The organism is Litchfieldia salsa (assembly GCF_900104555.1).
In the GTDB taxonomy this organism is placed as follows: Bacteria; Bacillota; Bacilli; order Bacillales; family Bacillaceae_L; genus Litchfieldia; species Litchfieldia salsa.
Window position 1 is genome coordinate 69,975 of the sequence record NZ_FNJU01000001.1, and the last position, 14,275, is coordinate 84,249.

The 14,275-nt window shown below is 37.3% G+C and carries 13 protein-coding genes and 1 riboswitch; of the genes, 2 read left to right on the plus strand and 11 right to left on the minus strand.

Annotated elements, in window-relative coordinates; all coding sequences use genetic code 11:
- Positions 1-36: 36 nt before the first annotated feature.
- From glpK to BLQ56_RS00335, 4 genes are all read right to left on the minus strand, one after another.
- Positions 37-1,527, minus strand: coding sequence for a glycerol kinase GlpK (glpK, locus tag BLQ56_RS00320; protein WP_090849036.1), 1,491 nt, complete (start codon positions 1,525-1,527; stop codon positions 37-39).
- A gap of 166 nt (positions 1,528-1,693) precedes the next feature.
- The gene (gene sdhB, locus BLQ56_RS00325) at positions 1,694-2,455 is read right to left on the minus strand and encodes a succinate dehydrogenase iron-sulfur subunit (protein ID WP_090849038.1); all 762 of its coding nucleotides are present in this window, start codon (positions 2,453-2,455) and stop codon (positions 1,694-1,696) included.
- Positions 2,456-2,457: 2 nt separating this feature from the next.
- Positions 2,458-4,218 (minus strand): succinate dehydrogenase flavoprotein subunit, encoded by a 1,761-nt coding sequence (gene sdhA / locus BLQ56_RS00330; RefSeq protein ID WP_090849040.1) that lies wholly within the window; start codon positions 4,216-4,218, stop codon positions 2,458-2,460.
- Between the two features lie 101 nt (positions 4,219-4,319).
- A complete protein-coding gene (locus BLQ56_RS00335; RefSeq protein WP_090849042.1) occupies positions 4,320-4,928 on the minus strand; it encodes a succinate dehydrogenase cytochrome b558 subunit in 609 nt (202 codons plus the stop codon).
- Positions 4,929-5,323: 395 nt separating this feature from the next.
- Here BLQ56_RS00335 and BLQ56_RS00340 point away from each other — a divergent pair, with 395 nt between their 5' ends.
- Positions 5,324-5,764, plus strand: coding sequence for a YslB family protein (locus tag BLQ56_RS00340; protein WP_090849044.1), 441 nt, complete (start codon positions 5,324-5,326; stop codon positions 5,762-5,764).
- Positions 5,765-5,916: 152 nt separating this feature from the next.
- Here BLQ56_RS00340 and BLQ56_RS00345 read toward each other — a convergent pair whose 3' ends face one another.
- Together BLQ56_RS00345 and uvrC are read right to left on the minus strand one after the other, a co-directional pair.
- On the minus strand, positions 5,917-7,155 hold the full coding sequence (locus tag BLQ56_RS00345; protein ID WP_090849046.1) for an aspartate kinase: 1,239 nt from the start codon (positions 7,153-7,155) through the stop codon (positions 5,917-5,919).
- A 141-nt stretch (positions 7,156-7,296) separates the two neighbouring features.
- A riboswitch (Lysine riboswitch) is annotated at positions 7,297-7,474 on the minus strand.
- Between the two features lie 74 nt (positions 7,475-7,548).
- On the minus strand, positions 7,549-9,321 hold the full coding sequence (uvrC, locus tag BLQ56_RS00350) for an excinuclease ABC subunit UvrC (RefSeq protein WP_090849048.1): 1,773 nt from the start codon (positions 9,319-9,321) through the stop codon (positions 7,549-7,551).
- Between the two features lie 439 nt (positions 9,322-9,760).
- On the opposite strand from uvrC, the gene BLQ56_RS23775 reads away from it, so the two are divergent.
- On the plus strand, positions 9,761-10,288 hold the full coding sequence (locus BLQ56_RS23775) for a hypothetical protein (RefSeq protein ID WP_238457125.1): 528 nt from the start codon (positions 9,761-9,763) through the stop codon (positions 10,286-10,288).
- Between the two features lie 133 nt (positions 10,289-10,421).
- Here the strand turns inward: BLQ56_RS23775 and trxA are convergent, their stop codons facing one another.
- The 5 genes from trxA to BLQ56_RS00380 all read right to left on the minus strand — a co-directional run bounded on the left by trxA (position 10,422) and on the right by BLQ56_RS00380 (position 14,267).
- Positions 10,422-10,736, minus strand: a complete 315-nt coding sequence (gene trxA, locus BLQ56_RS00360) for a thioredoxin (RefSeq protein ID WP_090849052.1) — start codon at positions 10,734-10,736, stop codon at positions 10,422-10,424.
- A gap of 172 nt (positions 10,737-10,908) precedes the next feature.
- Positions 10,909-11,886 (minus strand): electron transfer flavoprotein subunit alpha/FixB family protein, encoded by a 978-nt coding sequence (locus BLQ56_RS00365; RefSeq protein WP_090849054.1) that lies wholly within the window; start codon positions 11,884-11,886, stop codon positions 10,909-10,911.
- A gap of 124 nt (positions 11,887-12,010) precedes the next feature.
- Positions 12,011-12,784 (minus strand): electron transfer flavoprotein subunit beta/FixA family protein, encoded by a 774-nt coding sequence (locus BLQ56_RS00370; protein WP_090849056.1) that lies wholly within the window; start codon positions 12,782-12,784, stop codon positions 12,011-12,013.
- 60 nt (positions 12,785-12,844) lie between these two features.
- Complete coding sequence (locus BLQ56_RS00375) at positions 12,845-13,618, minus strand: enoyl-CoA hydratase (protein ID WP_090849058.1); 774 nt, start codon at positions 13,616-13,618, stop codon at positions 12,845-12,847.
- 52 nt (positions 13,619-13,670) lie between these two features.
- Positions 13,671-14,267 carry a TetR/AcrR family transcriptional regulator gene (locus BLQ56_RS00380; RefSeq protein ID WP_090849060.1) on the minus strand — a complete coding sequence of 199 codons (597 nt, stop codon included), beginning with the start codon at positions 14,265-14,267 and terminating at the stop codon, positions 13,671-13,673.
- Positions 14,268-14,275: the final 8 nt, after the last annotated feature.

Here is a 14,275-nt window from a genome sequence, read left to right on the forward strand (position 1 = left end):
ATTTTTTTCTAGAATGTCGTGTGGCCTCGTTATTCTTTATTTAAATGCCATAGCTGCATTTACGGCTTTTTTCCACCCATTGTACAATTGATCTCTGTTTTCCTCGTCCATCCTAGGCTCAAATCGTTGATCTATATTTCGCTGTAAAGCTATTTCAGAAATATCATTCCAGTAACCAACTGCTAGACCAGCAAGATATGCGGCACCCAATGCCGTTGTTTCCTCAACAACAGGTCGCTCAACTGGCACATTTAGTAAATCACTTTGAAATTGCATTAGAAAGTTATTCTTAACAGCTCCACCATCGACACGTAAGTCTTTAAGAGTAATTCCTGAATCGGCTTCCATTGCCATCAATACATCCTTCGTTTGATATGCAAGGGCTTCTAGAGTCGCTCGAACAAAGTGCTCCTTTCGTGTGCCTCTTGTTAATCCAAAAACAGCTCCTCTAACATCACTATCCCAATATGGTGTACCTAAACCCACAAACGCAGGAACAACATAAACGCCCTCACTTGATTCAACAGCTGCTGCATATGTTTCACTATCACTCGCATGACGAAATAGTCTTAGTCCATCACGTAACCACTGTACAGCAGATCCAGCTACAAAAATGCTACCTTCAAGAGCATATGTTACTTTCCCATTTAATCCCCATGCAATCGTAGTTAATAATCCATGATTGGATGATACTGCTTTTTCACCTGTGTTCATTAACATAAAACATCCAGTACCATATGTATTTTTAGCCATACCTGGATCAAGACATACTTGCCCGAACATTGCAGCTTGCTGATCACCTGCAATCCCTGAAATTGGTATTTGATAGCCAAAAAAGTGTTGTTGCGCTGTTGTCGCATATATTTGAGAGGATGAATGAACCTCAGGAAGCATACTCTTAGGCACTGTCAAGTAGTCTAATAGCTCTTTATCCCATTCCAATTCATGAATATTAAATAATAATGTTCTAGAAGCATTGGAATAGTCAGTAACATGTGCCTTTCCTCCAGAAAGCTTCCAAACAATCCATGTATCAATCGTACCAAACATTAACTTTCCCTTTTCAGCCTTTTCTCTTGCTCCATCAACATGATCTAATATCCATTTTATTTTCGTACCTGAAAAGTATGCATCGATGAGCAAGCCAGTTTTTTTTCGGAAAATTTCATTCAACCCTTTTTCCTTTAAGTCTTCACATATTTTAGTTGTTTGGCGAGATTGCCAAACAATCGCATTATAGATAGGTTGCCCTGTTTCCTTGTCCCAGATTACCGCTGTTTCTCGTTGATTTGTGATACCAACTGCAGCAATTTGTTTTGGCTTCACATTTGCCTCATTTAGGACAGACGCAATCACAGAAAGAATCGAACCCCAAATTTCATTCGCATTGTGCTCGACCCATCCTGGCTTCGGAAAAATTTGCTTAAACTCCTTTTGAGCAGAGTGAACAATTTGTCCTCTCTTATTAAATATGATTGCTCTTGAACTAGTTGTTCCTTGGTCTAAAGATAAAATGAAATTCTCCACATCCATTCCCCCTATGTAGGTGATTTAAATCGTTTCTATGATAACGCTTTTATTTCCAATTCAATTCTACATATACTCTATGAGTCATTATACTTAGAATAGTATAAAAAAACGCTCGGTTCAATAAAATGAAACCGAGCATTTTCTATACTATTTATATGATTTATTACGCTTGATCACTACCAAAGAAATTTCTAAATGATTGAATGGTTGTGTCACGGTTAAGTGCTGCAATAGATGTAGTCAATGGAATACCTTTTGGACAGGATTGAACACAGTTTTGTGAGTTACCACAGTTCGTAAGTCCACCATCGTCCATAATTGCATCTAAGCGTTCAGCTTTATTCATAGCACCTGTTGGATGAGCATTGAATAATCTAACCTGCGATAACGGAGCAGGCCCAATGAAATCTGATTTGCTATTTACATTTGGACAGGCCTCTAAACATACACCACATGTCATACATTTTGAAAGTTCGTATGCCCACTGACGTTTTGTTTCAGGCATACGTGGTCCAGGACCTAAATCATAGGTTCCATCAATTGGAATCCAAGCCTTTACTTTCTTAAGTGAATCAAACATTCTCTTTCTGTCAACTTGAAGATCTCGGACAACAGGGAATGTCTTCATAGGCTCAAGACGAATTGGTTGTTCTAGTTGATCAATCAAAGCTGTACAGGATTGACGCGGTTTGCCATTTATCACCATCGAACAAGCTCCACATACCTCTTCAAGACAGTTCATATCCCAAGAAACTGGTGCAACCTTCTTTCCAGTAATATCAACTGGGTTTCTTCTAAATTCCATCAGTGCCGAGATAACATTCATATTCGCACGGTATGGGACTGCAAATTCAAGGGTGTAAGGGTCAGAATCCGGGCTGTCTTGACGAGTAATAATAAAACGTACTGTTTTATTTTCAGCCATAATTAATTTTCCCCCTTCTTCTTAGAATAGTCACGTTTACGTGGTTGAATAAGTGATGTGTCAACTTCTTCATAATGAAATGCTGGCGCTGTTTTCTCACCAGTAAATTTGGCCATCGTTGTTTTTAAGAAGTCTTCATCATTTCGATCTGGAAAATCTGGTTTATAGTGTGCACCACGGCTTTCATTACGATTTAATGCACCGATCGTTACCACACGTGATAAGTGAAGCATGTTTTTAAGCTGTCTTGTGAACACTGCACCCTGGTTACTCCATTTAGCAGTATCATTTATATTAATTTTACCAAATCTCTCTAACAGCTCTTCGATTTTTTGGTCTGTTTGTTTCAATTTTTCATTATAACGTACTACTGTTACATTATCAGTCATCCATTCTCCAAGCTCTTTATGAAGAACATATGCATTCTCTGTACCGTCTAATGTCATGATTGAATTCCATTTATCTTGCTCTTCTTTCACATGGCGATCAAAGACAGATGATGAAATTGAATCTACACTCTTCGATAGTCCGCTGATATATCTAACAGCATTTGGACCTGCAACCATTCCACCATAGATAGCTGATAATAATGAATTAGCCCCAAGTCGGTTTGCACCATGTTGAGAATAATCACACTCACCTGCAGCAAACAGTCCTGGAATATTTGTCATTTGATCATAATCAACCCATAGTCCACCCATTGAATAGTGAACAGCTGGGAAAATCTTCATTGGTACCTTACGTGGATCATCACCCATGAACTTCTCATAGATTTCAATAATTCCACCGAGCTTAATATCTAATTCCTTTGGATCTTTATGTGATAGATCTAGGTAAACCATATTTTCACCGTTAATACCTAGCTTCTGCTCTACACAGACATCAAAGATTTCACGTGTTGCAATATCACGCGGAACAAGGTTACCATATGCTGGATATTTCTCTTCTAAGAAATACCAAGGCTTCCCATCTTTATACGTCCAAACACGGCCACCCTCACCACGAGCAGATTCACTCATTAGACGAAGCTTATCATCCCCAGGAATTGCTGTAGGGTGAATCTGAATAAATTCTCCATTTGAATAATAGGCACCTTGTTGATACACAATCGATGCTGCCGAACCTGTGTTAATAACTGAGTTCGTTGATTTTCCGAAGATAATTCCTGGCCCACCTGTTGCCATAATAACAGCATCAGCAGGGAACGTTTTAATCTCCATTGTTGATAGGTCTTGTCCTGTTATTCCACGACAAACTCCTTCATCATCAACAACAGCTCCAAGGAATTCCCATCCCTCGTATTTCGTTACAAGTCCTGCTACTTCAAAGCGACGAACTTGCTCATCTAATGCATACAATAACTGTTGTCCAGTGGTCGCACCTGCAAAAGCTGTACGGTGATGTTGAGTACCACCAAAACGTCTAAAGTCAAGTAAACCTTCAGGGGTACGATTAAACATTACACCCATACGGTCTAATAAATGAATAATACCTGGCGCTGCTTCACACATCGCTTTTACAGGTGGTTGGTTTGCAAGGAAATCTCCCCCATATACAGTGTCATCAAAGTGCTCATATGGAGAGTCTCCTTCACCTTTTGTGTTAACTGCACCGTTAATTCCGCCCTGTGCGCAAACCGAATGAGATCGTTTTACTGGAACAAGTGAAAATAAATCAACCTGTACACCAGCTTCTGCTGCTTTAATAGTTGCCATTAAGCCGGCTAATCCACCACCGACAACAATAATTCTTCCATTACTCATGGTAAGTCACTCCCCTATAAAGTGAAACTATAAATAGTGGTTTCCCACGTTATCAATTAGTTTTAATTCAATTTTAATTAAACATATAAGTCTACTGGTAATTAAACAAACGCAAAAATTGCACGTACCCCTACAATTGTTAAAGCAACAAATATACCAAGTGTTACATATGTTGAGATCTGTTGTGAACGAGGTGAAACTGTAAGCCCCCAACTAACACCAAACGACCATAAACCATTTGCAAAGTGGAAGATCGTTGAAATAACACCTACCAAATAAAATCCTATCATAAATGGTGAAGCGAAAATATTAGCCATCATATCATAGTTAACTTCAGCACCAAATGCTGCAGCGATCCTAGTCTCCCAAACATGCCATGTAATAAAAATTAATGTAATTACTCCAGTAATACGTTGTAAGATGAACATCCAGTTACGGAAGAAACTATATTTGCTTACATTGTTTCTCGCTGTAAAAGCAATATAAAGTCCATAAATCGCATGAAATAAAATAGGAATAAAGATAATAAATGTTTCAAGTAAATAACGAAATGGAAGACTTTCCATAAAATGAGCAGCTTCATTAAACGCTTCAGGGCTCTTAGTTGCAAAATGGTTTACAACTAAATGCTGAACTAGGAAAATCCCTACTGGAATTACTCCTAATAACGAATGAAGTCTGCGGTAAAAAAACTCTCGATTTCTTGCCATTGTTTACCCCCCTTAATAATAACCAGTCCCAATTTTTGCCCATTAATATATTCATATTTTTGACTGATAAATGAAAACCTTTGCAAACCGAATTGGTAGTCTAGTAAAAACCATCTATTATACTTATATTCATTAAGACTAACAATCATGAGTTCACAATTTTTCTTTTATCAGTATAACGTAACAAGTTCATTTTACTCTCATAAGTTTTGAGCGTCAAGAAAACGCGTACACAAATTGTTCATTAAAATTTAAATTTTGCAACAATTTTCTTTTAGTCGTGTATTTTAACTACATACTCCTTATAAAATATTTTCCGAAAAATATAGTAAGAAATTCATGTGTTACCCTCTCATTGTTGTTATATAATATATAAATGGAAAGAGGGGATTGCCTTGAAACAAGTATTATCTGACGAATCTGCAACAGAAATTGAGAACCTAACCGTGTCCGCATTTGGGTACGAACTTATACGAGAAGACGTTCTAACTGATCTACTAGGTAAAAATGCCTCACAACTGCTTTATTGGGCAGGTAAGAACCTCGCAAGGAAGCATCCTTTACATTCGGTAGAGGATATTATCTCTTTCTTTGAAAAGGCTGGTTGGGGCTCACTTACAGTAGATCGAATTAAAAAAAATGAAATGGAGTTTCATTTAACAGGTGAACTTGTTGCAGTTCGAATGAAGAAAAAAGAAGAACATTCATTTCAACTTGAAGCTGGATTCTTGGCCCAACAAATTCAACAACAAACCGATCAATTAACAGAGTCATATGAGCAGCATAAGAAAAGAGCTTTTCAAGTCATATTCACTGTTAAATGGGATAAAGCATAGTATAAGTGTTTGTGAAAAAGGATGACTCAAACATAGTTTAACCTGCAACTCTTCTTACTATGAGACGCAAGAGATCTAGTGAGAGCCATCCTATCTTTGCAGATGAACGGCCAGACGGTCAATTTCAAATGGATTGACCGCTGAGTTATAGTTTAAACAGTTACTTCGTTATTTTCCACTACCGAAAGTTGGAAAGCATCGTGTAAAGCTTCAACAGCCTTTACCATACTACCTTTTTCTACTACAGTAGAAACTTTAATTTCCGACGTACTCACCATTTTCACATGAATGTCATGATCTGCTAGTACTTTGAACATCTCTGCTGCTACTCCTGGGTTTGAAATCATCCCGGAACCAACGATTGATACTTTTGCCAGTCCATCTTCCTTTTCAATTCTGTCAAACTTTAAAGCATCCTGATTCTCTTCCAAAACACGTACTGTATCATTTAAATCCGCTGTCTTCACTGAAAATGAGATATTTGTTGTATCCTGATCTGTAGTGCCTTGTATAATAATGTCCACATTTAGTCCATTACTAGCTAATGTTGTAAAAATAGTAGAAAGAGTACGAAGTCCGTTTGGTAGTCCACACACCGTTACCCTTGTCACTTGATCTTCAAACGCAATTCCTCTAACAACTAAATTCTTTTCCATTGATACTTCCTCCTCAATAATCGTTCCACGTTCATTTTCCATACTTGAACGAACTTCTAATGGCATTGAATAATTTTTGGCGAATTCAACCGCTCTTGGATGGAGAACACCGGCTCCAAGGTTAGCTAACTCAAGCATTTCATCATATGATACAGAGTGTAATTTTCTAGCCGTGTTCAGATAACGAGGATCCGTTGTAAACACACCTGTTACATCTGTATAGATATCACATTTATCAGCTTGTAATGCTGCAGCGATCGCAACTGCAGTTGTATCAGAGCCTCCACGACCAAGTGTTGTTATTTCTCCGTCAACTGTAGCGCCTTGAAATCCTGCAACTACAACAATCTTACCTTCATCAAGACTTGCTTTTAACTTAGTTGTTTCAATGTTCGTAATCCGAGCATTACTATGTATAGCCTCTGTCTGAATACCAGCTTGCCAGCCTGTATAGGAAATAGCATCATACCCTTTTTCTTTAATGGCTAACGAAAGTAATGCAATCGTCACTTGTTCACCAGTTGTTAATAACATATCCATTTCACGCTTACTAGGATTCGAGCTAATTTCTCCTGCAAGTCGAACAAGTTCATCAGTTGTTTTCCCCATTGCTGAAACAACAACGACTACTTGATTACCCGCTAGAACTTCTTGACTTACTCGATTAGCAACATTCATAATTCGTTCGACAGAACCTACCGATGTACCACCAAATTTTTGCACAATAATTCCCACGATAAACCACCCTTTTCATTCTATTCATGTGCTCATTCATTCCTGAGTTTAGATCACTATTCACTGTAAATTGGCATTAAAAAAAGCAATGAGAAAAATCTCATTGCTGTGATTAACGAAAATAAATTCATCATATTCACATCGTGAGATAGCTCTCCAAGATATAATACCTTGACAATTCTGCATTTCTTAAACACAGAACCAGCAAAGAATGTAGTGAGTCATCCTTTACTTCGGCAATCTCCCCTTTAGGCAATCGTCATCGGAGCTCATCCTCCTCATATTGCTTACTATTGAAGCTTGCACCTCTATCTTCACTTCAATAGTAATTGAAGTGTATTAAGTTGTTTAAAATTATAACGTGTTATTTTACATAGTGCAAGGATAATATTCTTACTCCTGTAGTTTATGATAAATAAGTTCTGCAGTTTGTCTAGGAATTTTTGCTTCTTGGATTTCCTCGATTGTTGCTTCTTTTAATTTCTTGACTGAACCAAAATATTTCAACAATGCCTTTTTTCGCTTTTCTCCTACTCCAGGGATATCATCAAGAACAGATTGAAAAACAGATTTACTTCGCAATTGGCGATGGAATGTAATCGCAAATCGGTGTACCTCGTCTTGAATACGTTGAAGTAAATAAAATTCCTGACTATTTCGCTCAAGACTTGCAACCATTAATGGTTCACCTATTAATAATTCAGAAGTTCGATGTTTTTCATCTTTTACTAACCCTGCTACTGGAATCTCTAAGCCTAGCTCGTCCTCCAGCACTTCCTTAACAGCAGCTAAGTGTCCTTTTCCCCCATCAATAATAATTAAGTCCGGAAGAGGAAGCTGCTCTTTTAATGCCCTACTATACCTACGCCGAACAACTTCACGCATTGAATCATAATCATCTGGACCGACAACTGTTTTGATTTTATACTTACGATAGTCATTCTTACTTGGCTTACCATCCACAAAAACGATCATTGCTGATACTGGGTCAGTTCCCTGAATATTAGAGTTGTCAAAGGCCTCAATTCTGTATGGTGTCGCAATACCAAGCTGTATTCCAAGATTTTCAGTCGCCTTTATCGTTCTTTCTTCATCACGCTCAATTAATGAAAATTTCTCAGTTAATGCAATCTTCGCATTCTTCGTAGCAAGTTCAATTAAGTCTTTCTTTTTTCCACGACTTGGTTGTGAAACATTAACTTCTAAAAGCTGTTCTGCTAGTTCCTTTTCAATTGAAGCTGGAAGCAAGATTTCCTTGGGCTTAAAATGATTCGTTTTCGTATAAAATTGACCTAAAAATGTTAAGAAATCTTCCTCTGGTTCATTATAAATGGGAAAAAGTGATACATCTCTTTCAATCAATTTTCCTTGGCGAATAAAAAAGACTTGTACACACATCCACCCTTTATCATATGAATACCCAAACACATCACGATCAATAAAATCTGTCATTGTCATCTTTTGTTTTTCCATCGTTGTTTCAATATGTGAAATTTGATCACGGTATTCTTTGGCCCGCTCAAAATCAAGTTCCTCTGAGGCTTTCAACATTTTTTCTGTTAACTCAACTTTAATATCCTTGTACCCACCATTTAAGAACTTGATAATATTATCAACAATTTGTTTATTTGTTTCATCGGTTACTGGTTGTATACACGGAGCAAGACACTGACCTATATGATAGTATAAACAAACCTTATCAGGTAAGGTTGTACATTTGCGCAATGGATAGACTCGATCTAGCAACTTTTTTGTTTCAGTTGCTGCTTGGGCATTCGGATATGGACCAAAGTATTTGCCTTTATCCTTTTTAACATTACGAGTAATGATTAAGCGTGGCTGTTTTTCTGCAGTCACTTTAATAAACGGATAGCTTTTATCATCTTTTAGCATGATATTATACTTCGGATCATACTTCTTGATTAGGTTCAACTCTAAAATAAGTGCTTCTATATTTGAGGAAGTTACAATATATTCAAAGTCAACAATCTCATTTACAAGTCGTAATGTTTTTCCATCATGTGAGCCTGTAAAATAAGATTTCACACGGTTTCTTAATACTTTTGCTTTACCAACATAAATAACTGTTCCTTGACGATCCTTCATTAAGTAACAGCCTGGCTGAGCAGGTAATATGGACAACTTTTCTTTGAGGTGATCATGCATAGTAACAACTCCTTACATCATCAAAATAGCTACCCTTGATTGTATCATGATTTAAGGGAAACTTCCCTGTAAAATAGTTCTATAATACAAAAACAAATCAATATATTATTTAGAAACGTTGTGAAAAAAAATCCAGAATTTATTCTTTAAATACCACCCAATTAACCCCTTTGTTAATAACTAAGCTATTTTTGAAGAAGGTATTATTTGTCTAACTAAAGTAAGTAACAGTAACCCATAATAAACTCGTCTACTTGAAGCTTCACCAGGTAGAACACATTGGAGGTGCATTACCATTAACGGAATGTTCTTCTTTCTGATCTTTATCTTGTTGGCTAGTATCGCATTAGTTTTCTTTGCTAGAGCTGCAAGAAAACCTGCTTATGTTAATGCCAATACAGATGCACTCAAAAAAAATCAATATATGGAGGAATTCGCTATGGAAAACAATTATGAAGAAATTCTAGAAACAGAAGTTGAAACTGCTGAGGAAACTACCCTTTCGAAATTAGCTGCACAAAAAGTAGAAGAGGAAATCGGGGAAGAATTAATGCCTTTAAGAAATCAATTAGAATCCATGCAAAATGCTTTAAACCAGATCCAATCAAGTGGTCAGCAGACTTCACAAACTGGATCTTCAATGAGCTATAATACACAAAGCTCTCAGGAGTTACTAAAACAGATGCAGGATTTTAGCAACCAAGCTCAACAACAGCAGCAAAAGACTTTCCAACAATTACAACAATCAATTCAACAGGCAACACAAATGTTAGGTGGCGTTGAGCAATCACTTCAATCATTTAATATGTTAAATCAGATTTCTCAACAAATTAATCAATCTCAACAACAAATGCAAAAACAAATGCAACAATCCCAATCACAACAGCAACAACAACAGCAAGGACAGGTTCAAGGACAGCAATACCAATCAAACCAAAACTACAGCAGCAGTCAGTATTACCAATAAGTTAAATCATTGTAACAGATGATGTGTTAGTCATCATCTGTTACTTTTTGTTAATAAGACTCCTGTAAACAGATTTTTTTATTTAATTAAAGAAAAAAGCCTAGCAATAGGCTAGACTTTTTGGTATTAACTATTAAACATGTTTAGTTAAAACTTCCGCTAGAGCATCTTTCGGTTGGAATCCAACAACCTTATCCACTACTTCACCATTTTTGAAAACAAGTAGAGTTGGGATACTCATAACACCGTATTTACCAGCTGTTTCTTGGTTTTCATCAACATCAAGCTTAACGATCTTTACTTTGTCGCCCATTTCTGAATCTAATTCTTCAAGAACTGGTGCAATCATTTTACAAGGTCCGCACCATGGTGCCCAAAAGTCAGCAAGTACTACACCTTCGCTTGTTTCTGTATTAAAATTTTGATCTGTTACATTTGAAATAGCCATTTTTATATTCCTCCTAATTACTACTTTGAAATTATAATCAAAGTATATCACCAATGTTTTTTAGATGCTAATTATTTGACTCAAAGGTCATTTTCCCCCATTTTCCAAGGTGATATGTAATAATTTTAATAAGTGCAAAAGCGAGCCATTATAGCCCGCTTTTTACATGATTTTATGAATGAACTTTTAGTTTTTTAAATTCTTCTGTAAGTAATGGTACGACTTCAAATAAGTCTCCCACGATTCCATAGTCAGCAATTTTGAAGATATTCGCTTCAGGGTCTTTGTTTATGGCGACGATGACTTTTGAATTGGACATTCCTGCTAAATGCTGGATTGCGCCTGATATCCCGCATGCTATATAGAGATCTGGGGTAATTACTTTCCCGGTTTGACCAATCTGTAAGGAGTAATCACAATAATCTGCATCACATGCTCCACGAGACGCTCCAACAGCCCCCCCTAAAACGGTAGCGAGCTCTTTAAGTGGTTCAAAACCATCCATACTTTTCACCCCTCTACCACCTGCAACAACAACCTTTGCCTCTGAAAGATCAACACCAGCCGAAGCTTTACGGACAACATCCTTTACAATTGTACGTAGGTCTTTAATTTCGACTGAAACCTCAGCTACCTCACCTGTTAGAGTTGAATCCGCCTCCAGTGGGGCAATATTGTTGGGGCGAATTGTAACAAAGGTGACGCCATCAGTCACTATTTTCTTCTCAAATGCTTTACCTGAATAGATTGGACGTGTGAATACAATATGGCCACCAGCAACTTCAATATCCGTTACATCTGAGATTAACCCTGATTGGAGTCTTGAAGCAATCTTAGGAGCTAAATCTTTACCTAATGCTGTATGTCCAATTACAATCCCTTCAGGTTTCTCTTCCTCAAGTACTGCTAAGAAGGCTTGTGAAAATCCATCAGGAGTATATGTTTTCAACTGATCATTGTCAATGACCCTTACACGATCTGCTCCATAATGGAAAAGTTGATCTGTAAGTGAGTTAACACCATGACCTAATAAAACAGCTACAACCTCTCCACCCTCAGCGACAACCTTTCCAGCTGCAATCGCTTCAAAAGATACATTGCGTAGCGTTTGATCTCGAACCTCTGAAAGTACGATTACCTTTCTTGACATATTCTATTCCCTCCTCGTCGCTATTGCTCCTTTGGTGTCTCACTTTGTCCACTGATCCCGCTGGAGTCTACGTGTATTCATCCTGCTTGTAACTACAATTTCAATGTGTTTAAACCGAGCTTTGTTATACTACTTTTGCTTCCTGATGCAGTAATGACACAAGTTCAACCACTTGGTCAGATATGTCTCCTGTTAATACCTTCCCCGCCTCTTTTTTAGGTGGAAGATAGACCTCAATCGTTTTTGTTTTTGCTGCAACATCTTCTTCTTCAAGATCAAGATCATCTAGTTCTATTTCATCTAATGGTTTTTTCTTGGCCTTCATAATACCAGGTAGTGATGTATATCTTGGCTCATTAAGTCCTTGTTGACATGTAACAAGCAGTGGGAGTGAGGTTTCGATTGTCTCAGAATCTCCCTCTACATCACGAACAACAGTAACCTTTTCACCTTCAATTTCTAGGTTTGTAATGGTTGTAACATAAGGAATACCTAAGCTTTCCGCCACTCGTGGACCTACTTGACCTGACCCACCATCAATTGCTACATTCCCTGATAAAATTAAATCTACTTCTAGCTCACGTAAGTACTCTGAGATAACTTTTGCAGTCGTATATTGATCAGCATCTTCAACATCATCTTCGATATTGATGAGGACTGCTTTATCTGCCCCCATTGCTAACGCTGTTCTAAGTTCTTTTTCAGATTCATCTGTCCCGACAGTGACAATCGTCACCTCTCCACCATGCTTGTCTCTAACCTGTATTGCTTCTTCAACCGCATATTCATCATAGGGATTAATAATAAACTCTGCACCATCCTTATCAATCTTACCTGTTGAAATGGTGATCCTTTCCTCTGTATCAAATGTTCTTTTTAATAAAACAATGATATTCATCCTTTTCCCTCCCAAAATTACAGATTGATAGACTGATAGAATCAAAAAAGCGCTTACAATTTATTTGCCTTTAAAAATCGGTTTTCTTTTTTCAAGAAAGGCTTGAATCCCTTCAACAGAGTCTTCTGTAGAAAAGACTTTGGAGAATAATTGTGCTTCTCGATCAACCACGCCATGGAAATTTTCTTTTTTTGCTAGATTTAGCAACTCAATAGTGGCAGCTAATGTAATCGGACTTTTTAATGCTATTTTTCTAGCAATCTTTAAAGTTTCTTCTAATAAATCTTCCTCATTAAAAGCATGATTAGCTAATCCAAGTCGAACAGCATCTAATCCTGAAATGTGATCACTCGTCCAGAACATTTCAGCGGCCTTTGCTACACCCACATATCTTGGTAATCTTACAGAACCACCAAACCCTGGAATAATGCCTAGTTGTAATTCTGGTAAGCCTAGCTTTGCATCTTCACTTACAATCCTGATGTGACAGCCTAATGCTAACTCTAAGCCACCACCCAATGCAGCCCCATGGATGCATGCAATGATAGGTTTTGGAAATTGTTCAAATCGTTCAAAAATGTCTTGACCACTCTTAGCTAGAGCGGCGTAATCACTTTCATCCCTAAGTGAGGTGAATTCCTTTATATCTGCACCAGCTGAGAAGAAGCGCCCCTCACCATGAATGACAATTACTCTGACTTCATCGTTATTCTCTATTTCATCCAACAGCTTGGTAAGCCCTTTCAAAACTTGAGATGACAATGCGTTAGCCGGAGGGCGATTAATACTAATCACAGCTATTTGATCTTCTATCTTTAATTGCAAATACTCCATCCTGTCAACCTCCCAAAAATGTATTATATATTCTAAGAAGGGAGCTCAGGCCCTATTTAACAGGCTGAGCTACTCCACATCCACTAATTAAAAGGTGATGAACTTGTTTTGACAAGCCAACTAAATCATACCTTTGTTCATTCATAACCCATGTAGTTACTGTTTCATCAATCGTACCGAAAATCATCTGTCGCGCCAGCCTAACATCTAATTCCTCTGAGAATTCGCCAGATTCAATTCCTGATTTAATGATTGAATCAACGACAACTAAATACCCTTTAAGTACATCGTTTATTCGATGCCTTAATTCTTTATTTGATTGACGTAGCTCAAGTTGTGTAACGACTGCTAAATGAAAGTCAGCTGCTAATTGTGAAAAGTGGTTCTCAATTAGAGTTAATAATTTGTCAGCAGCAAATGACTTACCATTAATTTCTTCTTGAATGGTCTCAATAAACGCACCTAGCTTTTCTTGAAACAAAGAAACTAGGATATCTTCTTTATTCTTAAAATAAAGATAGATTGTTCCATCTGCTACCCCTGCTTGTTTCGCAATTTTTGATACTTGTGATTGATGGTAACCATTTTCCGCAATAACAATAACAGCAGCATCAATAATTTGTTTGTACTTTGGCTTAGTTCGATTCATTTTATTAT